This window comes from Bradyrhizobium sp. (assembly GCF_016213215.1).
Taxonomy (GTDB): domain Bacteria; phylum Pseudomonadota; class Alphaproteobacteria; order Rhizobiales; family Xanthobacteraceae; genus Bradyrhizobium.
Genome location: NZ_JACRAW010000025.1, coordinates 123,688 through 148,835 on the forward strand (window position 1 = coordinate 123,688; position 25,148 = coordinate 148,835).

General features: G+C 63.3%; 24 protein-coding genes. 14 read left to right on the forward strand and 10 right to left on the reverse strand.

Annotated features, from left to right (window positions below; genetic code table 11):
- Window positions 1-42 precede the first annotated feature (42 nt).
- The 4 genes from HY852_RS06060 to HY852_RS06075 all read right to left on the reverse strand — a co-directional run bounded on the left by HY852_RS06060 (window position 43) and on the right by HY852_RS06075 (window position 3,794).
- Window positions 43-423, reverse strand: coding sequence for a hypothetical protein (locus HY852_RS06060; RefSeq protein ID WP_291603451.1), 381 nt, complete (start codon window positions 421-423; stop codon window positions 43-45).
- Between the two features lie 391 nt (window positions 424-814).
- Complete coding sequence (locus tag HY852_RS06065) at window positions 815-1,192, reverse strand: hypothetical protein (RefSeq protein WP_291603453.1); 378 nt, start codon at window positions 1,190-1,192, stop codon at window positions 815-817.
- Between the two features lie 146 nt (window positions 1,193-1,338).
- Window positions 1,339-3,132 (reverse strand): chloride channel protein, encoded by a 1,794-nt coding sequence (locus tag HY852_RS06070; protein ID WP_291603454.1) that lies wholly within the window; start codon window positions 3,130-3,132, stop codon window positions 1,339-1,341.
- A gap of 14 nt (window positions 3,133-3,146) precedes the next feature.
- Window positions 3,147-3,794, reverse strand: coding sequence for an L-fuculose-phosphate aldolase (locus tag HY852_RS06075; protein WP_291603457.1), 648 nt, complete (start codon window positions 3,792-3,794; stop codon window positions 3,147-3,149).
- Between the two features lie 451 nt (window positions 3,795-4,245).
- Between HY852_RS06075 and HY852_RS06080 the strand changes: the two genes are divergently transcribed.
- From HY852_RS06080 to HY852_RS06100, 5 genes are all read left to right on the forward strand, one after another.
- Window positions 4,246-4,452, forward strand: a complete 207-nt coding sequence (locus HY852_RS06080; protein ID WP_291603459.1) for a hypothetical protein — start codon at window positions 4,246-4,248, stop codon at window positions 4,450-4,452.
- Between the two features lie 121 nt (window positions 4,453-4,573).
- Window positions 4,574-5,131 carry a ferritin-like domain-containing protein gene (locus tag HY852_RS06085; RefSeq protein WP_291603460.1) on the forward strand — a complete coding sequence of 186 codons (558 nt, stop codon included), beginning with the start codon at window positions 4,574-4,576 and terminating at the stop codon, window positions 5,129-5,131.
- Window positions 5,132-5,368: 237 nt separating this feature from the next.
- Window positions 5,369-5,776, forward strand: a complete 408-nt coding sequence (locus tag HY852_RS06090; protein WP_291603462.1) for an Hsp20/alpha crystallin family protein — start codon at window positions 5,369-5,371, stop codon at window positions 5,774-5,776.
- Window positions 5,777-5,784: 8 nt separating this feature from the next.
- Entirely contained in the window at window positions 5,785-8,169 is a 2,385-nt protein-coding gene (lon, locus tag HY852_RS06095; RefSeq protein ID WP_291603463.1) for an endopeptidase La, read from the forward strand.
- A gap of 401 nt (window positions 8,170-8,570) precedes the next feature.
- On the forward strand, window positions 8,571-8,804 hold the full coding sequence (locus tag HY852_RS06100; protein WP_291603529.1) for a GDCCVxC domain-containing (seleno)protein: 234 nt from the start codon (window positions 8,571-8,573) through the stop codon (window positions 8,802-8,804).
- A gap of 165 nt (window positions 8,805-8,969) precedes the next feature.
- Here HY852_RS06100 and HY852_RS06105 read toward each other — a convergent pair whose 3' ends face one another.
- Window positions 8,970-9,272, reverse strand: a complete 303-nt coding sequence (locus HY852_RS06105) for an HU family DNA-binding protein (protein ID WP_291603464.1) — start codon at window positions 9,270-9,272, stop codon at window positions 8,970-8,972.
- Between the two features lie 489 nt (window positions 9,273-9,761).
- On the reverse strand, window positions 9,762-10,994 hold the full coding sequence (locus tag HY852_RS06110; protein ID WP_291603465.1) for an acetyl-CoA C-acetyltransferase: 1,233 nt from the start codon (window positions 10,992-10,994) through the stop codon (window positions 9,762-9,764).
- 209 nt (window positions 10,995-11,203) lie between these two features.
- Between HY852_RS06110 and HY852_RS06115 the strand changes: the two genes are divergently transcribed.
- Window positions 11,204-11,746, forward strand: coding sequence for a DUF2889 domain-containing protein (locus tag HY852_RS06115; protein ID WP_291603467.1), 543 nt, complete (start codon window positions 11,204-11,206; stop codon window positions 11,744-11,746).
- Between the two features lie 320 nt (window positions 11,747-12,066).
- The gene (locus HY852_RS06120) at window positions 12,067-12,357 is read left to right on the forward strand and encodes a hypothetical protein (protein ID WP_291603468.1); all 291 of its coding nucleotides are present in this window, start codon (window positions 12,067-12,069) and stop codon (window positions 12,355-12,357) included.
- Between the two features lie 288 nt (window positions 12,358-12,645).
- Here the strand turns inward: HY852_RS06120 and HY852_RS06125 are convergent, their stop codons facing one another.
- The 3 genes from HY852_RS06125 to HY852_RS06135 all read right to left on the reverse strand — a co-directional run bounded on the left by HY852_RS06125 (window position 12,646) and on the right by HY852_RS06135 (window position 18,229).
- Entirely contained in the window at window positions 12,646-14,118 is a 1,473-nt protein-coding gene (locus tag HY852_RS06125) for a GH1 family beta-glucosidase (RefSeq protein WP_291603469.1), read from the reverse strand.
- Window positions 14,119-14,273: 155 nt separating this feature from the next.
- Window positions 14,274-16,700, reverse strand: a complete 2,427-nt coding sequence (locus HY852_RS06130; RefSeq protein WP_291603470.1) for a TonB-dependent receptor — start codon at window positions 16,698-16,700, stop codon at window positions 14,274-14,276.
- Between the two features lie 167 nt (window positions 16,701-16,867).
- The gene (locus HY852_RS06135) at window positions 16,868-18,229 is read right to left on the reverse strand and encodes an ATP-binding protein (RefSeq protein WP_291603471.1); all 1,362 of its coding nucleotides are present in this window, start codon (window positions 18,227-18,229) and stop codon (window positions 16,868-16,870) included.
- A gap of 193 nt (window positions 18,230-18,422) precedes the next feature.
- Here HY852_RS06135 and HY852_RS06140 point away from each other — a divergent pair, with 193 nt between their 5' ends.
- Both HY852_RS06140 and fghA read left to right on the forward strand, forming a co-directional pair.
- Window positions 18,423-19,043, forward strand: coding sequence for a response regulator transcription factor (locus tag HY852_RS06140; RefSeq protein ID WP_291603472.1), 621 nt, complete (start codon window positions 18,423-18,425; stop codon window positions 19,041-19,043).
- A gap of 141 nt (window positions 19,044-19,184) precedes the next feature.
- Window positions 19,185-20,030, forward strand: a complete 846-nt coding sequence (fghA, locus tag HY852_RS06145; RefSeq protein WP_291603474.1) for an S-formylglutathione hydrolase — start codon at window positions 19,185-19,187, stop codon at window positions 20,028-20,030.
- Between the two features lie 12 nt (window positions 20,031-20,042).
- Here the strand turns inward: fghA and HY852_RS06150 are convergent, their stop codons facing one another.
- Window positions 20,043-20,555: a DUF3280 domain-containing protein gene (locus HY852_RS06150; protein WP_291603476.1), complete on the reverse strand. Its 513-nt coding sequence runs from the start codon at window positions 20,553-20,555 to the stop codon at window positions 20,043-20,045.
- A 133-nt stretch (window positions 20,556-20,688) separates the two neighbouring features.
- Here HY852_RS06150 and HY852_RS06155 point away from each other — a divergent pair, with 133 nt between their 5' ends.
- Genes HY852_RS06155 through HY852_RS06175 form a run of 5 tightly spaced genes read left to right on the forward strand, consistent with a single transcriptional unit; the run spans window position 20,689 to window position 25,130 of the window.
- Entirely contained in the window at window positions 20,689-21,870 is a 1,182-nt protein-coding gene (locus HY852_RS06155; protein WP_291603477.1) for an ABC transporter substrate-binding protein, read from the forward strand.
- Window positions 21,855-22,859 (forward strand): YVTN family beta-propeller repeat protein, encoded by a 1,005-nt coding sequence (locus HY852_RS06160; protein WP_291603479.1) that lies wholly within the window; start codon window positions 21,855-21,857, stop codon window positions 22,857-22,859. The genes HY852_RS06155 and HY852_RS06160 overlap by 16 nt, the downstream gene beginning before the upstream one ends.
- Window positions 22,856-23,677 (forward strand): ABC transporter ATP-binding protein, encoded by an 822-nt coding sequence (locus HY852_RS06165; RefSeq protein WP_291603481.1) that lies wholly within the window; start codon window positions 22,856-22,858, stop codon window positions 23,675-23,677. Before HY852_RS06160 ends, HY852_RS06165 begins: the two co-directional genes overlap by 4 nt.
- Window positions 23,674-24,522 (forward strand): ABC transporter permease, encoded by an 849-nt coding sequence (locus tag HY852_RS06170; RefSeq protein WP_291603483.1) that lies wholly within the window; start codon window positions 23,674-23,676, stop codon window positions 24,520-24,522. Before HY852_RS06165 ends, HY852_RS06170 begins: the two co-directional genes overlap by 4 nt.
- Window positions 24,519-25,130, forward strand: a complete 612-nt coding sequence (locus HY852_RS06175; RefSeq protein WP_291603484.1) for a hypothetical protein — start codon at window positions 24,519-24,521, stop codon at window positions 25,128-25,130. Before HY852_RS06170 ends, HY852_RS06175 begins: the two co-directional genes overlap by 4 nt.
- Window positions 25,131-25,148 lie beyond the last annotated feature (18 nt).

Sequence of the window (25,148 nt, forward strand, 5' to 3'; positions counted from 1 at the left end):
GCGCGGTCTTGTCGAGAACCCGTCACGTGCGCGGTCTCGCCGCTATTGGGCGCTGCAGCTCGTCTGCAGGACGCGGACGGCGCTGCAGTAATAGAACTTGTTGCCGTTCCACAGCGTATATTCCCTATGGCCCCGCTTCAGGGCGACCCTGATCGAAGCCGAACAGCTCGACCCGGAGGTGTTGATATCGATCATCAGGTCGTTGTTCGGCAGCGACCAGATGCCGCGCAAGGCATGCGGGTTCAGGACGCGCAGTTGTGAGCTGCCGCCGGGCGCGGGCTGGCTGCCACGCCCAAGGCGGGCATCGAAATGGACGACCGCAGAAAGACCGAACCCGCTGAATGTCAGATCCGCATTGGCCGAGCCGTCGCCGTTGAGGACACCGTCGAAGTTCACCCGGGCACTATAATTCCGCACCTGCATGGGGCGTTCGCAGTCCAGCGAGACCCGAATGTCGGAACGAATCCTGGTGCTCTGGGATTGAGCGGCCACAGCCATGGCCGGACTCAGCGTGATTGCAATGAGCGACAATAAGACAAGGCGAGATGCGCGCATTCCGGCCCCCAAGATAACCGGTCAAGAGAACGGATCACGGCAACCGACGTTCGTGAAAACGGAAAAACTCACCGGTCGCCGCAAGCTTGACCTTTCGGGAACGGCAGCCGCCCTTCCCCCGACACGCGCAGGCTAGAGGCGTTGGCCAATCCGCGTTTTGCGCGAAATCAAATGTTTGCGATCGTCACGAAGATCTCATCCACATTTCACCCGCGCGCAGTGGGGAGCGCACCCGAGGCACGGTCCCCACGCGGAGAGCCTAGTACGGCGAATAGTAATATCGGGGACCGTAATAATATGGCCGGGGCGCATAATAGGGACGCGGGCCATAATAATAGCCGTAGTTCTCGTAGTACTCGCGCCTCTGCTGCTCCGCGATCGCACCGGCCACCAGCCCCATCGCCATGCCCATGAAAGCCGCCCCGGCGGCATTGCCTCCTCGACGGTAGTACCGCCGGCGGACCGAGCTGAAATCCGTGACGTCATGTGAGGCGATGGCTACCGAGGTGTCCTTGGCCGCTGGCGCCGGGGAGGCAGCGAGTACCGGCGTCTGCGGTGTGACGAGGGCCAGAGTCGCGATCGTGGCCAGTACGACGCGACGGCCGGCCGGAGAGATCAAGCACTTGCACGTCAACATCTGAATCTCCTCTGGTAGCCAAAGTAGAAGTCTACAATCAACTGTCTACTTCGGGTTGATCAAGGTCAACTCCCCCGCGAGCTTCGGTTTCGAGGGCGCGATTTGTCGCATCGCCACAAACGACATCTGCAGGAGCCGCTTCGGCCCTACGACAGCGCGCCGAGCACGCCACGCGTTGCCTTGTCCATTTCCTCGACATAGCGCCGGCGGGCGAAGGACTCGGTCAAAAAGCCGATCACTTTGCGGCTGTCCGCCGATTCGACAACGGCAAGCACCTCCGCTTCCGCCTCGTCGAACACGCTCATGGCGGTCTTCACGTTCATTTCCGGCAGCAGCACGACGTCGGTAAACGTGGCGAGCTCCACCACCTGGATGTCGTCCGCGATGCTGTCGAGGTCGCCGGAGAACAGGTCCGGCAGCATGACCAGCCCGACATATTCGTCGGCGTTGCTGACCACGACGACAGCCTGGCGCGAACCCAGCACGAATTCGCGGCGGGTCGCGGCGATCGTGGTGGTGGACGGCACCTTGCCGACGTCGGGCCGCATCATCTGTTCGACCGTCAGGTTGCGCAGCCAACCGACGTCGTTGGCGCTGCGGATGGTCTCGCCGCGCAGATGCAGCCGCCAGGTCGAGAAGGAATGGCCGAAGAGGAAGCGGACGCAAATGCTGGTGACCATGCAGCCGGCCAGCACGACAGCGGTGACGTCGACGCTGCGCGTCATCTCCAGGACCAGGAACGACATCGTCAGCGGCCCGCCGACGATGGCCACCCCGAGCGTCGCCATGCCCGTCAGCATGCTGACGAGCGGATCGATGGCAAGGGACGGGCTCACCAGCACAAGAACGGCCGCGAAGAATTTTCCGAGCAGGCTGCCGACGAAGAGGGAAGCGAAGAACAGGCCGCCGCGGAAACCGGACGCAAGCGAAATCAGGCAGGCGATCAGCTTGAGCGCGACGATCATCGCGATCAGGCTCGCGGTCATGTCCTGATGCAGGTCCAGCACCATCGCGCCGTGCCCGGCCGCGAGCACCTGCGGTGTGATGATGGCCATGCCGCCGACACAAAGGCCGCCGATCACCGGCCTGATCCACAGCGGAAGCCACGGTTGCGCGAACAGACGCTCGACCACAGCCGAGCTTCGCATCACGGCAATCCCGACCCCCGCCGCAACCAATGCGAGTCCAATGAGCGCGAGATATTGCTCGACGCCGACCGCGCCGACCCGCGGCACCTCGAGCGAATATGGCGCGCCGCCGAGCGATTGCGCCGTCAGCGCCGCGGACAGCGAGGCGGCCAGGATCGGCGCCGCGCTGCTGACCGAGTAGACCCCGACGATCAGCTCATAGGCGTAGAACGCGCCGGTGATCGGCGCGCCGAATGCGGCGGCGATCGCGCCAGCGGCGCCGCAGCCAACCATCAGGCGAAGATCGGTGCGCCTCAAATGCAGGAACCTGCCGACCAGCGAAGCGAGCCCCGAACCGATCTGCGTGTAGCCGGCCTCCAGGCCGACCGAGGCGCCGCAGCCGTTCGAAATCAGCGTCTGCGCACTCACCACAGCGCTGTCGCGCAGCGACATCCGGCCGCCGCGCAGCGCATTGGCCTCGACGGGGTCGACCGCGTTTGCGATCTTCAGGCGGCGGCGCCACCACTCGATGAGGCCGATCAACAGGCCGCCGCTCGCCGGCGCGATCATCGCCGCCCACGGGTTGACCCAGGCGTTGGCGCTGAGACGAACGTCGATCGGGATGCCGTAGATCAGTACATGCGCGACCTGGGCGATCTCGGCCATCAGCGTCACGATCGCTCCGGCAAGGGCGCCTACCAGCAGCGCCAGCGGGATCAGATACAGTTCGTTGCCGCGCAGCAGCGCGCGGATGCGCATCAGGACCCGGTTCGATCCGCTGCGATCGACAATGTGCCTAATGCGCGCGTACACCGGATGCCTGTCCGTTACGTGTCCGAAAGCCCATAGCCGGCGAATTTCTGCCGAACACGCTCGATCTCGGCGCTGGTGAGGAGCGGAGGCTTACCGATCTGAAGGCAGCCGTGATATTGCCGCGCCAGGGTTTCGACCTCGACCGCCAGCCACAGTGCCTTCTCCAGCGACGCGCCGAGCGCGATCATGCCGTGATGGTCGAGCAGGCAGGCGAGGCGTCCCTCCAGCGCGTTGACCGCATGGTCGGATAGTTCCGCGGTACCGAACGTCGCATAGGGCGCGCAGCGGATCGTGTCGCCGCCGGCCGCCGCGATCATGTAATGGACCGCCGGGATCTCCATGCCCATGATGGCAAGAATGGTGGCGTAAGGCGGATGGGCGTGGACGACCGCGTTCACGTCGCCCCGTGCATGCAGGATGTCGAGATGGAACCGCCACTCGCTCGACGGCTTCTGGCCGGGCTCGAACGAGCCGTCCATCGCCATGAAGACGATCTGCTCCGGCGTCATCGCGTCATAAGGAACGCTGGTCGGGGTGATCAGCAACCCGTCCCGGTGCCGAACGCTGATATTGCCTGACGTGCCCTGATTGATGCCGAGCGCGTTCATGCGCCGGCAGGCATCGATGATGGCTTGCCGCTTCCTGGTCTCGTCCGCTGTCATCTGGCCGTCAACTTCATCCGTGTTGCGCCTTCGTGACCGACCTCGCAAAGCGGCCGGCCCGAGCGGCTGGCAAGCGAGCTCACGCCGGGAGCTTCCTTGCAAAGCAGCTACCCGCAACGTGGAAGGAAAGCAATGCAGGATCGTTCAGCCGCGGCCGGGAGACCGAGCTGCGCGTGGGACGAGCGTTCGAAAAAACGGAATCGCGGCACGGACCGGGCGTCCCGACCGCACGATCGGCGAATCGGGACAGCGGGCCCGACGAAGTCGAAATCAGCGTGACGAAGCCGACAAGGCGAAATCCCACCCCAGTCCCTTCCCGGCGGACGGTCTCACTTAGTGGATACGCCGTCCAATGCCGACAGGCACAGGAGGTTTGCCCGCCCCGCGCCTGTCCGGAACGATCGATGGCCGCCTGACTTAGCTCGCCAGGACACAAGGCGGAGTATGTACGATGAGTGACAGCGGGATAGGAATGATCCTCGGGCAAACCTCAGTGAATATGCTCTATCTCTGGGTGATCGGCGTCGTCGTGCTGGGCCTCCTTCTCGCCTACGGCGCCATCAAAGCCGGTCGCCTTCGCCGCGACGAACGCGCAAAGATTGACCGCAACACGCAGGCCGCCCAGCGGCGGGAAGATCCATATAAACGGCAGCTGTAGCCGCGGATCGGCAGGGCGCGTGCACGGCATCGTCTCGCGTGGGAACCTTTCGCCTCGCAAAAGCTTGATCGCCGCAGGGCGGAGGAAGGACATGCCTCCCCCATTCTCGACAGGAGGAGTTATGGCCAGACAAGCAAAGAAGAAGCGATCGACGGCGCGGCGGACGCGCCAATCTCAGAAAACGCTCAGCGATCTCTTCCATGAAACGCTGAAGGACATCTACTTCGCAGAAAACAAGATTATCAAGACCCTGCCCAAGATGGCGAAAGCGGCCCATTCCCGGGAGCTTGCGTCAGCCTTCAACAAACACCTTCGCGAGACCCAGGGTCAGGTGAAGCGCCTCGACCAGGTCTTCAAGATGATCGGCAAGCCCGCACGCGGCAAGCCCTGCGAAGCCATCAACGGCATCACCGACGAAGGCGCCGAGATCATGAAGGAATTCAAGGGAGCGCCGGCGCTGGATGCGGGCCTGGTCGCCGCCGCGCAGGCCGTCGAGCATTACGAGATCTCCCGGTACGGCACGTTGCGGACCTGGGCCGAGGAACTCGGAATGCCAGATGCGGCGGAGCTCCTTCAGGCAACGCTCGCGGAGGAAGAGGCAACCGATCACACCCTGACCGAACTGGCCACTTCCGTGATCAACCTCGAAGCCGAAGAAGAGCAGCGCGAGGCGGCCTAGGCCAGACTCGCCTTGGGTCCAGATTGCACCAAAGCAAAGCGCCGCGGCCGGTACCGCGGCGCTTCGCCTTTCGTGCAACGAGGGAGCCCCGGGCGGGGAATTGGGCGGCGATATCGGGAACGCTGAAGATCAAGCGCTCTAAGCCAGCGGGGTGTTTTCTTCAGAGCGGGACTGCTTGGTGCCGGTTGCATGGGGAACCAGGCTTCCTATCTAGAAGGCCATTCCGAGAGATCGCCCATGCCGTCCAAAGATCCCCTGAACTGGATGCTGTCCGAAGCCATCGACTCGCTGGCGCGCGCCGAACGGCTTCGTCAGCAGTTCTTCAACCTCAGGACCGCCGCCGCCGGCCAGGAAGCATCCTGGGAGCCGCCCATCGACGTGCTTGAGACCGATCGCGAGCTGCTCATTCTTGTCGCCCTGCCGGGGGTCGATCCCGACCAGGTCGAGACCGTGATCGACAACGGCATCCTGATCATCAGCGGGCATCGCACGCTGCCCCCCGAACTGCGCAGCGCCCGGATTCACCGACTCGAACTGCCGCAGGGCCGCTTCGAACGACGCATCGCCCTGCCCGCCGGCCGCTACGCCGTCAGCCGCTACGAGATGCACGGCTGCATCGCGCTGCGCCTCGCCAAGTCCCTGTGAGGTCGATCATGTCGCCCGAACAAGAAACGCCCGCAGCCACCCCGACCGAGACCGCCCGGATTCCGGATGACGCGCTGATCATCATTCCGGTCCGCAACACGGTGCTGTTTCCAGGCGCCGTCATTCCCATCACCATCGGCCGGCCGAAATCGATCGCCGCGGCCCAGCAGGCCGTGCGCGAGCAGCGGCCCGTCGGCATTCTGCTGCAGCGGAATGCCGAGACGGACGATCCAGGCCCCGACGAGCTGTACCGGGTCTGCACGGTCGCCAACCTTGTGCGCTATGTCACCGCGCCGGACGAAACCCATCACCTCGTCTGCCAGGGCGTGCAGCGCGCCCGCGTTCTCGATTTCCTGCCCGGCACGCCGTTCCCTACCGCACGCGTGCTGCACATTCCGGAGCCGACGACGACCTCGCCCGAGATCGAGGCGCGCTTTCTCAACCTGCAGCGGCAGGCGATCGAAGCCATCCAGCTGCTGCCGCAAGCGCCGCCGGAATTGGTCGCGATGTTCCAGAACACGACCTCTCCGGGCGCGCTCGCCGATCTCGCGGCCTCCTACATGGACATCAAGCCGCAGGACAAGCAGGAGATTCTGGAGACCGTCGAGCTTGCGCTGCGGATGGACAGGGTGTCGAAGCACCTGGCCGAACGGCTGGAGGTGCTTCGTATCACGAACGAGATCGGCCAGAAGACCAAGGCTGCATTCGACGAGCGGCAACGCGAGGCGATCCTGCGCGAGCAGCTTGCGACCATCCAGCGCCAGCTCGGCGAGGGCGAGGGCAAGGCCCAGGAAGTCGCCGAGCTCAATGACGCCATCGCCAAGGCAAAGATGCCGCCGGACGCGGAAAGCCACGCGCGCAAGGAATTGCGCCGCTACGAGCGCATGCCTGAGGCCGCCGCCGAAGCCGGAATGGTCCGCACCTATCTCGATTGGCTGATCGAATTGCCCTGGAGCCTGCCCGAGGAAAAGCCGATCGATATCGCCGAGGCTCGCCGCATCCTCGATCACGATCATTTTGGCCTCGAGAAGATCAAGGCGCGCATTATCGAGTATCTCGCGGTGCGCAAGCTCGCGCCCCACGGCAAGGCGCCGATCCTGTGCTTTGTCGGCCCTCCCGGCGTCGGCAAGACCTCGCTTGGCCAGTCGATCGCGCGCGCCATGGACCGCCCATTCGTGCGGGCGAGCCTCGGCGGCGTGCATGACGAGGCCGAGATCCGCGGCCACCGCCGCACCTATATCGGCGCCCTCCCCGGCAACATCATTCAGGGCATCAAGAAGGCCGGCACACGCAATTGCGTGATGATGCTGGACGAGATCGACAAGATGGGCCGCGGCATCCAGGGCGATCCCTCCGCAGCCATGCTGGAGGTGCTCGACCCCGAGCAGAACGCAAACTTCCGCGACAACTATCTCGGTGTGCCGTTCGACCTGTCGCGCGTGGTCTTCATCGCTACCGCCAACATGCTCGACACGATCCCGGGTCCCCTGCAGGATCGCATGGAGATCATCAGCCTGCCCGGCTACACCGAGGACGAAAAGCTGGAAATCGCGCGCCGTTATCTCGTACGCCGTCAGCTCGAGGCCAATGGCCTCAAGCCCGACCAGGCGGAGATCGACTCCGAGGCCCTGCGGCTTATCATCAAGGGCTATACGCGTGAAGCCGGCGTGCGATCATTGGAGCGCGAGATCGGCAAGATCTTCCGCCATGCAGCGGTTCAGATCGCGGAAGGGTCCTCGACCCAAGTGAAGGTCGCGGCCAAGGACCTCACCTCCATTCTCGGCGCGCCGCGCTTTGAGGGAGAGATCGCGCTGCGCACCAGCGTGCCGGGAGTTGCGACCGGACTGGCCTGGACGCCGGTAGGCGGCGACATCCTGTTCATCGAGGCAACGCGCGTCCCCGGCAAGGGCGGGCTGATCCTGACCGGACAGCTCGGCGACGTCATGCGCGAGAGCGCGCAAGCCGCCCTGACGCTGGTGAAGAGCCGCGCCTCGCAGCTCGGGATCGACCCGGCTGTGTTCGAGAAGAGCGACATTCACGTTCACGTCCCGGCCGGCGCGACGCCGAAGGACGGGCCGAGCGCCGGTGTTGCGATGTTCACCGCGCTCGCTTCACTGCTGACCAACCGCACGGCTAGGCACGACACCGCGATGACCGGCGAGATATCGCTGCGAGGAATGGTGCTGCCGGTCGGCGGCATCAAGGAGAAGGTGGTCGCCGCCGCTGCGGCAGGCTTGAAGCGTGTGATGCTGCCCGCCCGCAACCGCCGCGACTTCGACGACATCCCGCAAGGCGCCCGCGACAGGCTTGAGTTCATCTGGCTGGAGCGCATTGACGAGGCGATTGCCGACGCGCTGGAGCCGACAAGGACGCCGGCCGCCGCCGCGATCTGAGCTGTGATTTTGTCGCACGTTGATCCAGAGCAAAACACTACCGGAGACTTGTGCTTAGCTCCGACGCTTAGGGCGCAGCAAAGACCGGCTGCGTGGGTGCCGAAATGACAGAAATCCCCAACGAGACGCTAAAGGCTCTGCTGATGATCGCGTTGTTCGCGATGCTCGAAACGGCCATGGGCTTCCAGAACATCCGAAAGTTCCGGCGCGTATTGGACCGCGCCCTGACTCTGTCCTGGCATGCGGTCACGGCACCGCGTCGCGCCCTTCAGCTCGTCCCCCGTCCGGCGCAAAGATCGCAAACACTAAGTTCCTGAGCGGCCGAGGCGAGTTGGCGAACGCCGCGCTTGCTGCGAGGCGGAGCCGGCTACAACTTGGTGCCCAAGCTGCCCGGTGTCGCCATGACCGTCTCGCCCGAACTTCGCTCCGAGATCACCTGCCCGCACTGCGGGCACCGCAAGGTCGAGGAAATGCCTACCGAGGCTTGCCAATTCTTCTATGAGTGTGAGGGCTGTGGGACCCTGCTGCGCCCAAAGACAGGCGACTGCTGCGTGTTCTGCTCCTACGGATCGGTCCCGTGCCCGCCGATGCAGGTTGAGCGCCAGGGCGACAATCATGGGTGCTGCTCTCCCTGAACGACTTCCTCAACAACCTGCTGCAATTGGGATGCTTCGTCTGGCCGCCGAGGCCGGCAATGCCGCACGACGACTGTTCGAAACGCGTCCCCCGAGGGCCAAGCGCCACACCAGCAAATAAAAAAGGCCCCCATTAAGGGGGCCTTTGCTGTTTGGGCGGGGCCGTTAGGCGACCGAGTCCTTGGCGGCCTTGACCGGCCGGGCGCGGACGATCTTCCGGGCCGGCTTGGCCTTGAACATCATCTCTTCGCCGGTGAACGGGTTGGTGCCCTTGCGCGCCTTGGTCGCCGGCTTCTTGATCACGACGAACTTGGCAAATCCGGGCAGGAGGAAGAGTCCGTTCTTCTTCAGCTCCTTGTGGCCGACATCGGTCAGCGTTTCCATCACGCTCTTGACGTCACGCTTGGAAAGCTCGGTGGCGGTCGCAATCTTCTCAATCAATTGCGATTTGGTCATTTGGGCTGGCATCGTGTCTCCTCTGATTCGTTGCCGCATGCATATTAGACCAACCAGCATGGACAGAGAGGCTTCTGCACAGTTTTGTTGCCTTTTTTAGGGGTTTTTAGCCCACTGAAGCAAAAAAGCAGCATTTTTACCGGGAAAACGGCTTGTCCCAACCGAGCAGGGTGCTTTTAGCCCTGATTTCAAGGCTCGCGCGCCCTTCTCACCCGCTGGGAGCCTGCTTGATTCTGGTGACTGGTTGCGACTCGACGCGGCGACACTTGCGCGGTCGGCGCCAGGCTCGGGCTCCCGCGCGGAAGTGCCACTGGCAACCCAAGTCGGTAACGCTGCAGTCAGAAACAACCCTCCGTCACGCGCCGCCACGAGGCTTGAAGCTGATGGAGCTGGGGAAGCTTCACCCCCCAAGCGGCCGACGTGACGACAGCCCACGGCCGGAAGCCGGAGGGAGACGCGCTCTCACCGTAGTTTCAGCATCAACGTTCAGCGCCGGCGCATTTAAAGCCGTTCGATAATGATGGCCGGCGCCATGCCACCGGCGGCACACATGGTCACCAGCCCGCGCCTGAGGTCGCGACGTTCGAGCTCGTCCAGGACGGTGCCGATCAGGATCGAGCCGGTCGCCCCGATGGGATGGCCGAGGGCAATCGAGCCGCCGTTGACGTTGACCTTGGCGCGATCGAGCTTGAGATCGCGGATGTATTTCTCCGTCACCACCGCGAACGCCTCGTTGATCTCGAACAGGTCGATGTCGTCGAGCGTCAATCCAGCTTTTGCGAGCACCTTGCGCGTGGCGGGGACCGGCGCGTTCAGCATCAGAGTCGGGCAGTCACCCATGTTGGCCATCGCGACCACACGCGCCCGCGGCTTCAAGCCGTGCGCTTTGGCGTAGGCCGGCGAAGCGAGAAGGATTGCGGCCGAGCCGTCCACCACGCCGGACGAGTTGCCGGCATGGTGCACGAAATCGATCTCAAGACCCGGATATTTCTTCAGGATGAGACCGCGATAGGTCGTACCCTTGTCGTCGAGCTCATAGTCGGCAATCGCAGGGAACGCAGACTTCAGCGCGGCGAGCCCTTCCATCGTCGTCTGCGGGCGCGGATATTCCTCGTGATCGAGCGCAAGGCTGCCGTCCTCCCGGTAGACCGGCACCAGACTCTTCTTGAAATGGCCGTTCGCAATGGCGTTCGCGGCACGCTTCTGGCTCTCGAGGCCCAGCGCATCGACGTCCTGCCGGGTGATACCCTCCAACGTCGCGACGGCATCGGCACAAACGCCCTGGTGCGATTGCGGATGCTTCGCCCGCAGCCGCAGATTGCCGGCATCCATCATGAGCGGCCCCTCGCCGCGGCGGCCTTCCATGGACATCATCTCGGTGCCGCCGGCGATCACGAGGTCTTCCATCCCCGACATGATCGAGGCGGCCGCCATGCCGACGCTGGTAATGCCGGAGCCACAGAAGCGGTCCAGCGTCACCCCGCTCGCCCGGATGTCATAGCCGGCGTCGAGCGCCGACATGCGCCCGAGGTCGCCGCTCTGCGGGCCACGCTGGGAACTGCAGCCCCAGACGATATCGTCGACGTCGGCGGTATTGATGCCGGTTCGGTCGGCCAGAGCACGCAGAACCGTGCCCCCCAGTTGCTGCGGATGAATGCCGGAAAGCGCGCCCTTCCCGGCCTTGCCGATTCCCCGCGGCGTCCTGCAGGCATCGATGATCAGCGCGTCAACCATGGCGTCTCTCCCTAGTAGTTCTACTTCGGCAGCATCCCCAACGGGTGAACACCACCGATCTGCTTTTCGAAGGACAGCGACTACAATGATCCGGACAACGGGTCAAACAATTGACACGAGGGACCGTTGCGGATGAAATGCATGACAGGAAGCGCCGAAAATACCGAATGCCACAGCCTGAAGACAAACAACGAAGACAACGTCGCCCCATGCACCGGCGAACGGTCGAGTGTCAGGGATATCTCCGCGACGACGGGCTTTGGGAAATCGAGGCGCGGCTCGTCGACACCAAGCCGTTCGCGATGCAGGACCGCTTCCGCGGCTCGATGCAGGCGGGAGACCCTATCCACGAGATCTGCCTGCGGCTTGCGATCGACGACGAGATGACAATTCGCGAAGCCGAGACGTCGATGCTCGCGACGCCATATCCCACCTGCATCCATGTCCAGCCGCTCCTTGCGCGCCTGGTCGGCGAGAAAATCGGAAAAGGCTGGCGCGAGGTCGTCCGGCAGAAGATCGGGCGGCTCGAAGGCTGCACGCACCTGTCCGAGTTGCTGGCCACAGCGGCCACCGCCCTGTTTCAGACCATGTCCTACGGCAAGAGCCCGGACGGAGGCGACTCGCTCGACAGCCGCACCGGGTTGACCGAACGGCCCTATTTCGTCAACGGATGCTATTCCTGGCGTACCGACGGCCCGATCGTCGCGGAGATCTTCCCGCAATTCGCAACCAAGCCGAAGGCGAACCGTTAGCGCGTGATCTTCAATCACGCGCAGCCGCAGCCGATCCCTGTGCCGTCGCGAATTTGAGTTGGAATTGATCGGCCCGTGTCTCCGGCAGAAGGATGATACGTGATCAGGCGGGAGATTAAGCCTCTGATCGATGAGCTTACTGGCGAGGATCTGCCAGCCAGAGGGCTCTTATACCTTCACCATGAGCACGTCGGTAATCTCTATCCGAGCTTCCAACTGACGTTGAACTCATAATAGGATCTCTGACGACAAAGTGTTGAACATAAGGGCTGCCGCCTCCCGGTTTGGGCGGGAAGAAGGTGAGTTGGCGGGTGGGGCACATGAAGCTCAGCAAAGGCGGCGTGATATCGGCAGGCATCTACCTGGCGTTTCTTGTTCTGGCGATCGGAATGATGCTCCTTAGCGGCGACCATATGTACTTCGCGCTGGCGCTCCTTCCTGCGTTGATCACCGGTCTTCATGGGCTGATCCCCGACTCTTGGCCGGCGGGAGGGTATGCCGGCCTGGTGCTCAGCCTGCTCATTTCGTACGTTTTTGGTTGGTTCATCGGCGGCCTTGCGCGTGGCCTTTATCGGCTCAACGAGCGTCTGTTCAGACGCTCTGGATCGTAGCAAGCAGCTGACGGCGCAGCTTGGCCGCAACGATGAACGCGTGCACGTGCCGGCGAATGGGACTGTGGGATCAACTCGGACCGGGTCGCATCCGCGCCGTCGACCTCTCCCATTGGGAGAGGTTGGCGCGCGTCGCCGGGTGAGGGTTACGTCCTCAGGTGGGACCTGAGCCCCTTCCCCGATTTGCACCGGACGATGCTTCGCATCGCCGGGAGCAAATCGACCTCTCCCCGTCGGGGATAGGGAGGCCGAGTTCGTGGACGGACCGACCAACAAGAAGATCCCGCGTCAGACGCCCACGGCGTTGCGCGCGATCACGTTGCGATAGAAAGACACGCTGAGCTTCGGCGTCCGGCGCAGCGTCTCGAAATCGACGTGGTACAGGCCGAAACGCTTGTTGAGGCCGAACACCCACTCGAAATTGTCCATCAGGCTCCACAGGAAATAACCGCGAACGGGCACGCCCTCAGCGGTAGCGCGCTGCAACTGCGCCAGATAGTTGCGGAGGTACATGATGCGATCGGTGTCGTAGATCCTGCCGTCCGGTGCCGGCTCATCGACAGATGATGTCCCGTTTTCGCTGATGTAGATCGCATCAAGATTCCAGATCTTTGCTGCAAGTCGCGGCACCCAATAGATCGTCTCCGGTCCGATCCTCAGCCAATCCGAACTCATATGCGGGAACGAGGCCGGCATCGGCAGCACGGAAAAGCCCGGCGCGTGGTCGGCCGCGACGATGTATTGCTCCGGCGCATAGATATTGAGGCCGACGAAGTCGACGGGCGAGGAAATGATCCTCAATTCCTCGGCGGAGAATTTCGGCGCGTCGGCGCCGGCCCATTTGAGGAAAGCGTCGGTGTATTTGCCTTCCAGGACCACGTTCAGGAAGCTCGCGTTCATTTCCCGCAAGGCGATCTCGGCCGCGCGAACGTGTTCCGGCGCATCGAATGCGGGCAGGCAGGCTGCGATGTTCTCGGCGGGACCGATCTTGGTGCCGGCACGACCGCGGGCGCGGATCGCCTGCACGGCAAGACCGTGGGCCAGCGCGCTGTTGTGCCGGACCTGATTGACCTCCGCCTTGGAAAGCGTGAGGCCCGGCGCGTCGATGCCGCTGCCGTAGCCGAAATAGACGAACCTTCCGCTTTCGTTGAGCGTGAAGATGTGCTTGACGCGATCGGTGAGCCGCTCGGCCACAAAAGCGGCGTAGTCGGCGAACGCCTTGCAGGTCTCAGTCGACCGCCAGCCGCCGAACCGCTCCTGCAGGGATTGCGGCAGATCCCAATGATAGAGTGTCAGCCACGGCTCGATGCCGCTGGCAAGAAGCTCGTCAATAAGCCGGTTGTAGAAGTCGAGACCCTTGGGATTGGGCGCGCCGTCCCCTTGCGGAAACAGGCGTGGCCAGGAGACCGAAAAGCGGTAGGCCTTGGCCCCGAGCTCCTTGATGAGCCGGACGTCCTCCTTGTAGCGGTGATAGTGATCGTTGGCGCGATCGCCGGTGGTGCCGTCCAGGATCTTGCCGGGCGTGTGGCTGAAGACATCCCAGATCGAGCGTCCTCGCCCGTCCTCATCGACGGCTCCCTCAATCTGATAAGAAGATGTGGCGGTGCCCCACACAAAACCATACGGAAAGCCGCCTGCGGTGTGAGGATCGGGTGCTGACTTCATCTCTCGCTCCTTTGCCCCGGCTGCCGTCGCCGCGATCCCGAGCGCCGAAAGCCCGGTTGCACTGGCAAATTGACGACGCGAGAAAATCCCTACCATCCATGCCTCTCCGCTTTGCGGCTTCAGGATACCGGTATCGTAACCGGCTGCAAACGACCCGGGACGCCGGTCTTGGGGCGGAGATCATCTCCCACGGAAATAGAGCATGGCGAAAAGCGCCAGGCGGGTGTGACCGTTGCAGCAACGGCGCCGGCTCAGAACCTCGCCCTCAGGCCGGCGTAGAACGCACGCGGACGGGCCGGGCTGAGCGAGCGCGGATCCGAGAACGCCGCGCCGCCGCTGGTGAAGTTGGGCACGTCGTCGGTGTCGAAGAAGGTGCCGAGAGTCGAGTAGCGGTTGTCGAAGACGTTGTTGACGCGACCGTAGATCTGGAAGGTCTCGTTGATCTGGTAGAAGGTGTGCAGATTGAACACGGTATAGGACGGCAGCTTCGGAAACTGGTTGGACTCGTCGCCGACGAAATATTGGCTCGAGACGAAGAGCGCGTCGCCGCCGACCTTCCAGGCGTCGGTGACTGCGTATTCGACACTGGCCTTGACGAGATGGCGCGGCAGGCGGGGAATCTGGTTGCCCGGCAGGATCTGGATATTGCCGTCGGCGTCGGCGAAGGGGCTGTCCGAGCCGACCTGCAGCGCATCGAGGAAGCGCGCGTCCAGAAAGGCGTAGCTCGCCTGGAACTGAAGCACATTTGACTTGAGGCTCACCTCGGCTTCGATACCCTGCCTCCGCGTCGAGCCGACGTTCTGGAAGAAGCCGAATCCCGTTAACCCGGGAATCGGGATCGGGAGAATGTCATCGTGGTTGGTGGCGCGGAAGCCGCCGATTTTCCAGCCAAGCGAGCCGATGTTCAATTCCTTGGTGCCGCGAAAGCCCGCTTCCACGGTCTTGGATACGACCTGCTTCAATGGCGGATCGGAGATCAGGAACTGCCCAATCAGACAGGGATTCGCCGGATCAGCGCAACCGAGTTCAAGCGGCGTCGGCACGCGATTGGCTTCCGAATAGCCGGCATAGGCGGTCACTTCCGGCGTGATCTTGTAAGTGCCGCCGATGACCGGATTGAATCGATTGTAGGTATGGTCGCCATTGAGCGCGGTGCCGAGCTGGTCATGCAGCGTGATGCGGGCGGCGTTGAACCGGCCGCCTGCCGTAACCGAAAAGCGATCTGTCACGTTGAACGTATCGAGCACATAGAGCCCCTGATACTGGTTGACGGTGCGAAGCGACACCGGGCCGATCGATGTCGGAACGCCTGATCGGCCCAGAAATACCCCGCTTCCGGTCACGACATAGTTCTCGCCCACCGTTCCCAATTCGGAGGTGGCGTTAAAGCGCGTGCTGCTGACATCATAAGTTGCGCCGATCACGAAGCGATTCTCATGCCCGAAAAACTGATCGCTGTTGGTCCCCTGCCCGGATACGCCAAACGTGGTCGATCGCGTGCCGGTGCGATCGATCTGGCTAAGAATCGCATCGGGAGCAAACGGATCGGGAAGCTGCAGGCCGTTCAGGCCGAATGCGGGCGTCGTGTCGTCGCCGAAGCACAAAAAGCCTGCCGGCACGCTGCAGCGCTCGGTGTCTGTCGGGTTTCCGTCCACGGTCTTCTGACTGAAGCCCCGCACATGCGCGGTGCCATCAAAGGTCCAGGTCGGCGTTGCCTCGACCTTGCCGGTCAGGTTCAGATAGCCAACCTTGTTGGCAATGGTCTGCGGTGTCGTATAGGTCGCGCCCCAATATTGCTGGAGCAATTCGGCCGGAACGGTGCTAGGTCCCGCGAGGAAGTTGTTGGCGAGGCCGCCATTGAGGTGGAATTCCGTGCCCTCAAAGCGATACCCGATATCGCCGTAGAAGCGCCGCACGTCCGATGACGAGAAATTGCGGAAACCGTTGTCATGTGCGGCTTCGACAGCGCCATAGACCGCCCAATTGTCGACCTGCTTGCCCCATTGCGCCGAGCCCTGGATGCGGCCATATGAACCACCCATGATGTCGACCTCGGCCCCGTGATAGGTGAAGCCGTCCTTCATTTGAAGGTTTACGGCACCTCCGAGTGCGTTGAGACCGAAGGCGGGATTGTTGGTCACGATGGTGGCCGACCGGATCGCTGCGGTCGGAATCAGGTCCCAATTGACAATATCGGAAAACGCCTCGTTGATGCGCACGCCGTTCTGGTAGGCGGCAAGGCCCTGCGGCGTGCCGGCCAGAGGTGAAGCGACGAAGCCGCGAAACTGCACATCAGGCTGGAATGGATTGCCGGTCACTTCATTGATGCTGAGACCGGGCACGTACTGCTGCAAGGCATCGGCGATGTCCGGTGAGCGGGTGCGCCTGATCTGGTTTGAATCGACGGCGTTGATGCTGGCTGGAACCTTGTCGACATCGACGCTTGCACTCGTACCTGGTGTGGTCGGGTACACATAGACCCTGGTGCGTGGGCGGACCTGGCGAACTTCGCGCGTCGGGCCTCGCTGCCGAGCTTGCCTGGGCGCGGCTGCCGGCGCCACAACCTCCACCGGCGGCAGGTTCTGGACGTTCGTTTCTTCGTCCTGCGCGAAGACGGCGTCAGTCCCGAGCGCCAGCCCCGCCGAAATTGACGCCAACAGGAGACCTCGAACGCCCATTTGCTCCGTCCCAACCCCGCCCGGCCGTTGTGACGTCGCCGGTTCGGGAGAATGATAGTAGTCGGCGGACGATGCCGCGCCACCTGCAAAAGTCGGGTTGCCTTGCGGTCTTGTTCCCGAAATAGTCGGGAAAAACTCCCGACTGGGCAGTCACGCGCCTTTCCTCACTAAGGCCGCTTGGGAATTAGCGCCTCCACCGTAAAGCCGCCCTCGCCCGAGGCGATGGTCAGCGTGCCACCCAACGCCAGAATGCGCTCGCGCATGCCGGTCAGCCCCAGGCCTAGCTTGTGGTCGGGCTTCAGGCCTTGGCCGTTGTCGGCGACGCGCACGCGCGCGCAGTCGCGGTTGCCCCGGGGTCCTGTTTCCTGTTCAGCCGACTCGATGCTGACATTGACGGACGTCGCGCCGGCGTGACGGAAGACATTCGTCAGGGCCTCCTGAACCATGCGGTAGATCGTCAAGTCGGTGGTTTCTCCGGTCTCACCAAGAGACTGCGACACCCGTGTTTCGATCGCGACCTCGGGATGGGATTGCCGCCACAGGCGTCGTAGGGCTTCGATCGCCTCGACAAGCCCAAGCTCGGCGAGCCCAACCGGCCGCAGCTTCTCCAAAACCCTGCGGTTGAACTGCTGGAGCGCGTTGATCTGCTCCAGCATGACGCTGCCGTGCTTTCGTATCGCTTCGACGCTCGGCTCGCCGCCTTCGGAAAGCCGCGTCAGGGCGCTGGCATGGGCGCGAAGCGAGAAGAGATAGGGCCCGAACTCATCGTGCAATTCGCGCGCAATCTCCTTGCGCTCCAGATCCTGAAGCGACACCGCGCGCTCGGCAAGGCGACGCTTCTCCTCGACCGCCTCGCCCAACGTCGCCGCGAAATGGTTCAGCTTGGCACAGATTTCCGCCAGCTCCGGCGCGCCGCCCGGCCGTACCCGAGCATCGTAGCGCCCGCTTTCGATCTCGCTCATCGCCTGCGAAAGCGACTGAAGCGGCGCGAGCGCGCGATTGACCACGCTCATGGTCACCAGAAACAGCGCCAGCGCGACGACCGAGCCGACCTCGAGCTGGGTGACGATCCCGTCCCAGATCTCCGCCATTTCATCATCGGGATGCGAGGTGATCAGGAGCGAGCCGGGCTTGCCGCGGATGGCAACCGGTACGCTGACCGCGGTCTGTTCGGGATGAACCAGCGCGACGAACCAGGCGGGCGGCGATCGTCGGCCTTCGCTACCATCACGACGAACGCTCGTGAGCGGGTTTCCCGCTTCATCGCGCAACGTAACGCTGACATGCCGAAGCCGGCTCAGATCGCTTGCGAGCTGCGTCAGTTTCGCGTCCGGATCCGGCGCGTCCTTCAAATCCGCAACGATCATTTCGATGAATTCGCGCGCCAGCCGCGTCACGCTTTGATCTTCGGCCCGAACGCGCGGCGCGGCATCGAGGACCAGATGCGCCACGTTGACCGCAAGACCGAGCAGTAGCACGAGCGCCAGAAGTAGATTGATGCGCGCCCGCAACGAAAGTTTCTGCCACATCGAGTCGTCCCCACCCTACACGCTCGGTTCCGCACCCGGAGGAACGTTGACAGACCAGGGAACCGGCTATCTAATCCAACGTAGCGCAATCTCGCCAGAGATGCACAATGGGAGGAGTGGCGCGGCCACGTGTCTGCGCGGAGCGTGATGCGATGCAGCATCGCGCCCTTGCCGCCGTCGGGGATTTTGGCTCATGCGCGTCTTGATCGTCGATGACCACCCGATCGTCGCTTCAGGCTGCCGCGCCGTTCTTGCCGACGAACCGGATATCGTGATCCTCGAGGCCCATGACGCCGAAAGCGGCGAGCGCATCTTTGCCGCCGAGCATCCCGACATCTGCGTCATCGACATCAACCTGCCGACGATATCGGGGTTCGAGCTGGCCCGGCGCATTCTTTCCCGCGCCCCCGCGACCCGCATCATCATGTTCAGCATGAACGACGACCCGGCCTTCGCCGCCCGCGCGATCGAAATCGGCGCCAAGGGCTATGTCTCGAAAACCGGCGACCCCGACGACCTAGCGGAGGCCATCCGCCAGGTCGGCAAGGGCGAAACTTATCTTCCGCCCGCCATTGCCCGAAGCATTGCCTTCGCGGGGCCGGCGCTGGCGCAAAACCCGCTTTCCAAGCTGACCCCGCGCGAGATGGAAATCCTCCGCCTGCTCAGCGCAGGGAAGAGCCTGTCCGAGATCGCCTGGCTGGTTCAATCCTCCTACAAGACGGTAGCCAACACTTCTTCCATTATGCGTCAAAAGCTTGGCGTGCGCACTTCGACCGAATTGGTACGCCTGGCGATCGAGAGCGGCGTAACCTGACGACGCGCGGATGCTGGCAGGTCCGCCGTTCCGCCCGGCAAGTGCGCGGCCGCCGTCGAAACGGGCGGCAAAAATCAGCCACACAGCCGTTATAATTCGGCTTCGCTATAATCCCGCTTCGTTGAAGTGCCGGAGATTCACATGACTGTCCAAACCGTTTCGCTCAATAAATCGCATGGCGGCACGCAGGGCGTTTACAAGCACGCGAGCCTTCAGACCAAGACCGAGATGACGTTTTCGGTCTATGTGCCGGAGCATCAGGACGGCGTGCGACTTCCGGTGGTCTATTATCTGTCGGGACTGACCTGCACCCATGCTAATGTGACGGAGAAAGGCGAATACCGACGCGCCTGCGCCGAGCTCGGCTTGATTTTCGTCGCCCCCGACACCAGTCCACGCGGACCCGAGGTGCCGGGCGATCCGCAAGGCGCCTACGATTTTGGTTTAGGCGCGGGCTTCTACGTTGATGCGACCGAGCTGCCGTTCGCGCAACACTATCGCATGTGGAGCTATGTGACTGAAGAACTGCCGCAACTCGTTGCCGCGAACTTTCCGGTCGACCCGAAGCGGCATTCCGTCATGGGGCATTCCATGGGCGGCCATGGCGCATTGACCGTCGCGCTGCGCCTGCCCGACCGCTACCGGGCCGCCAGCGCCTTTTCCCCGATCGTGGCGCCATCCGTTGTGCCTTGGGGAACCAAGGCGCTCGCAGGCTACCTCGGCAACGACGAGGAGGCCTGGCGCAAGCACGACACCATCGCGCTGATCGAGGACGGCGCACGATATTCCGCGTTCCTGGTCGACTATGGCGATGCCGACCAGTTCCTGACCCAGCAGCTTCGCCCCGAACTGCTGCAAGCGGCCTGCGAGAAGACGAACATTCCGCTCACCCTGCGCTGCCAGGCGGGCTACGATCACAGCTACTACTTCATTTCCACCTTCATGAGCGATCATCTGCGCTGGCATGCGGCGCGCCTAAGCGCCTGATCCGTTTCGATATCACTGCGGCTGCGGGGCGTCGTAATTGGGGGCCAGCAGCCGGTTGCGCACGAGATAGGTGACCACGCGCGACCAGGATTCGTCGGTGTTGCCGCGCATGTCCGCGCTCGCGACAACAACCAGCTTTCCGGTATGAACGTCGCGCAGGTAGATGTTCATGTTGAGGATGAGGTTCGAGACTTTCTGCACGATGCCCGTCATGGCTAGATCGGCGCCGATCTGCGCGGCCAGGCGCACATCGCAACCGCCGCAGGCCTGCAGATTGCTGCCGTGCGCCGCAGCATTGACCGGCGAGATGTCGACAAGCTGGAACTTACCGGACTCGACCAGCTGCTTGCGCAATTGATCTGCCGCGCGCACCAGCCGCTCCTGCTCGGATCGCGACCCATACGCTTCGCCCTGCAGGCTGGTGTCGACGAGCTCGAAATCGAACACCGCAAGCCTGGGCGGGTCGGCGCACGCCGGCCCCGATAGCTCGAGCAGCAGCAGAACACCTGCCAGCAACGCTCTCATGATCGTGATCCCTCAACTCGACGACGGCGTCGACGACAAAATGCGGGGTTGCAAGCTAAGACAATTCAGTCATCTTTCAAGGCAAGAGTGGCTCAATCGGCGGTTCAGCCGAGGGTCAGGGACGGGAGGGTTCATGATCCGATGCTTGATCGGCGCAATCATCATGAGCGTGGCGGCCGGCCGTGCTCTTGCCGCCGATCCCATCGAAATCGGCATCGGCTATCTCAGCCATGCCGGCGTCAGATCGACCTTGTCGCTGGTCGAGCAGCCGGCGGAGAACGACGGCATCGCCGGCGCGCGCCTCGCGATCGAGGACAACAACACCACCGGCAAGTTCCTCAATCAGCACTTCACCTTGCAGGAGCATCGTCTCAAGGAGGGCGAAGACGCCGGCCAGGCGGCCACCGCGCTCGCCGAACGGAACGGCTTCATCATCGCCGAGCTGGGTCCCGACGCGCTGCTCAAGGCTGCCGACGCGCTGCGCGGCCGCGGCACGGTGCTGCTCAACGCGGGCGCGATCGACGACCGGCTGCGCGAACAGGATTGCCGGGCCAACATCATCCATGTGGCGCCGACGCGCTCGATGCTGGCGGACGCGCTCGGCCAATACCTCGTGTGGAAGCAATGGAAGCGCTGGCTGCTGGTGGTCGGCTCTCATGATCCGGACAGGCTGTACGCCGACGCGCTGCGGCGCGCCGCCACGCGCTTCGGTGCCAAGATCGTGCAGGAGCGAACCTTCGAAGATACCGGCGGCGCGCGCCGCACCGACAGTGGGGTCACGCTGATCCAGCGCCAGATGCCGGTCTTCACCCAGCAGGCCCCGAGCTATGACGTGCTGGTCGCGGCCGATGAAAGCGAGGTCTTCGCGGCCTACCTGCCCTACCGAACCTGGGACCCGCGGCCGGTCGCAGGCTCGGCGGGGCTCGTGCCGCGCAGCTGGGACGCCGCGCAGGATCAATGGGGCGCGATCCAGCTCCAGAACCGCTTCCTGAGACTGAATTCGCGGCGAATGACGGCGCTGGACATGCAGGCCTGGATTGCGGGGCGGATCGTCGGGGAAGCGACATCGCGCACCAACTCCGGCGATACCAGGACGGTATTCAAATTCCTCAGGGCACCGGATTTTTCGGTCGCCGCCTTCAAAGGTCAGCGCCTGACGCTGCGCGACTGGAACCTGCAGCTGCGCCAGCCCATTCTCCTCGTCGACGGGCGCATGGTGGTCTCGGTTTCGCCGCAGGAAGGCTTCCTGCATCAGGTATCCGAACTCGACACGCTCGGTCTCGACCGGCCGGAGACCAAATGCAAGCTGCAGTGAAAACGGAGAAATCGCGCATGAGGCGCCTTCGGCTGCTTTCGGCGATCGGGCTGTGGCTTATGGCCACGGCGCCTGCACATGCCTTCGTCGCCTACGTCTCGAACGAGAAGAGCAACACCGTTTCGGTCATCGACACCGACAGCTGGACCGTCATCAAGACCATCAAGGTGGGGCAGCGGCCGCGCGGCATCGAGTTCACACGCGACGGCAAGTTCGTCATGGTGGCGGTCGGCGACGACGACAGGATCGAGGTGATCGATACCAAGACCCAGGAGGTGGTCGACAGCCTTCCCTCCGGGCCCGACCCCGAACTGTTTACGCAGGATGCGGCCGGAAAGCTCCTCTATGTCGCCAACGAGAACGATAACACCGTCACCATCATTGATGTTCAGAAGCGAATCCGGCTCGGCGACATCCAGGTCGGCGTCGAGCCCGAAGGCATGACCATCAGCCCGGACGGCAAGACCCTGATCAACACATCCGAGACGACGAACATGGCGCACTTCATCGATATCGAGAAGCGCCAGGTCTTCGCCAACGTGCTGGTCGATGCGCGGCCGCGCTTTGCCGAATTCAAGCGCGACGGTTCCGAGCTGTGGGTCTCCTCCGAAATCGGCGGCACCGTCTCGATCATTGATCCGGTCAAGCACGCCGTCACCAAGAAGATCACCTTCAGCATCCCCGGCCTGCGCCGCGAGGCCATCCAGCCGGTGGGCATCGGCATGACCAGGGACGGCAAGACGGCGTTCATCGCGCTCGGCCCAGCCAACCGCGTTGCCATTGTCGACGCCGCCAGCCACGAGGTGACCAAATATCTGCTGGTAGGTCAGCGGGTCTGGCACATGGACTTCACCCCGGACCAAAAATACCTGCTGGTCACCAACGGCCTATCCAACGACGTCTCGGTCATCGATGTCGCCGCTCAGAAGGTAATCAAATCGATACAGGTCGGCGAACTGCCCTGGGGCATTACGATCGCGCACCCATGATCGCACATGACGCAGCCATAGCCGCAGAGCCGGCGTCGGACATCACCACGCGGCAAGATCACGCTGTGGCGCCGGCCTTGTCCATCGAAACCGTCAGCCATGCCTACGGCTCTCGACGCGCCCTTAGCGAGGTCAGCTTCACCGTCGCTCCGGCAAGCTTCACGGCGCTGCTCGGCCTGAACGGCGCCGGCAAGAGCACGCTGTTCTCGCTGATCACGCGCCTGTTCGGCATTCAGAGCGGACGAATCCGCATCATCGGCCACGACATCGGCGCGACCCCAGGTGAAGCGTTGCGGCTGATGGGCGTTGTGTTCCAGCCGCGCACGCTCGATCTCGATCTCTCGCTGATGCAGAACCTCCTCTATCACGCCGCCCTGCACGGCATCGCCCGCCGCGAAGCAACCGCGCGTGGGCGGGCACTGCTCGAGCGCATTGGTCTTGCCGACCGCGCCTTAAGCAAGGTGCGCGACCTCTCAGGCGGGCAGATGCGACGACTGGAGATCGCGCGCGCGTTGCTGCACCGCCCGCGCCTCTTGCTGCTCGACGAGCCCACCGTCGGTCTCGACGTCAAGGCCAGGGCCGACATCATCAGCCATGTCCGCCAACTCGTGACCGAGCAGGGCATCAGCGTGCTCTGGGCCACTCACCTGTTCGACGAGATCACTTCCAGCGACGACGTCGTGGTCCTGCATCAGGGCTGCGTGCTGGCGGGCGGACAGGTCGCGCGCGTGATCGCGGAAGCCGGCGCGCAGGACATCAACTCGGCCTTCATGCGCCTGACGGCAGGCACGACAAAACCGAGGAGCAGCGAAGCATGAGCTCCACGACGATCGACAGCCGCCGACGCGGCTTCTCGCTTTCGGAATACGCCACGTGCCTGACCGGGATCGTCTGGCGCGAGGGCCTCCGTTTCCTGCATCAGCGTGAGCGCTTCGTATCGGCGCTGGTGCGGCCGCTGGTGTGGCTCTTCATCTTCGCGGTAGGCTTTCGGCAGGTGCTCGGCATCTACATCATTCCGCCTTACGAGACCTACATTCTCTACGAGGTCTATATCGCCCCGGGCCTGATGGCGATGATCCAGCTCTTCAACGGCATGCAATCCTCGCTCTCGATGGTCTACGATCGCGAGATGGGTAACATGCGCACTCTGCTGGTGAGCCCGCTGCCGCGCTGGTACCTCCTGTTCTGCAAGCTTCTGGCCGGGACCGCCGTGTCGCTGCTGCAGGTCTACGCCTTCCTTCTGATCGCCTGGTTGTGGGACATCGCTCCGCCGCCGATCGGTTATCTGACCGTGCTGCCGGCGCTGGTCCTGTCCGGCCTGATGCTGGGTTCGCTCGGCATGCTTATTTCCTCCGGAATCAAGCAGCTGGAGAATTTTGCGGGGGTGATGAACTTCGTGATCTTCCCGATGTTCTTTGCCTCGTCCGCGCTTTATCCGCTGTGGCGCGTGCAGGAGGGCAGCCCGATGCTCTATTATTTATGCCAGGCGAACCCGTTCACCCATGCGGTCGAATTGATCCGGTTTGCGCTGTACGGCCATGTCAACTGGATTTCACTCGCGGTGGTCGGCTCCTGCACGATCGCCTTCATGATCGGTGCGATCTACGCCTACGATCCGTCGCGAGGTCTTGCCCGTCGCATGCCTCCGGGAGGCGAGACATGAGCTCGCGGATTTCGATCATTGCCCTGCTATTACTCGCATCATCGGCACAACCGGGACATCCGGCCAATCCGCGCGATCCCGATTGGCCGTGCGCCCAGGCCAAGGTGCCGGAAATCTCGCTGGCAGCGGTGTGGGCCGGTCCGCCGCTTGATGACGTCCAGGACAAATGGAAGGACGACGCCAACATCAGCAGCCTCGTCGGTAGGCTCGCCGCGAGGCGAACCCCGATGGAGGAGGCACAAAAGGAGATCACACAATATCTGGCCACCGCTACGGACAAGACCAGGGCCGCCAAGCTTCTGTTCGTCGGATTGTTCGACACGCTCAATGCGCAGCGGTTCTCGGTCATGAACGGGCTGGAACGCGCTACCCGGAAGCAGCGCGAGGCTGCAGACATGATCCGCTCCGCGACGATCGCGCTGCAGGCGCTGCAGGGCGCTTCTTCCCCGGATCAGCAGAAAGTCAACGAGCTCAGCAACCAATTGACCTGGGAGACGCGTATTTTCGAGGACCGCCGCCGCGTCGTCAAATTCGTGTGCGAGGTACCGACGACGATCGACCAGCGGCTGTTTGCCCTCAGCCGCATCATCCAGCAGGAGATCGAGTAGCGCCGGCCGGCGGTATCG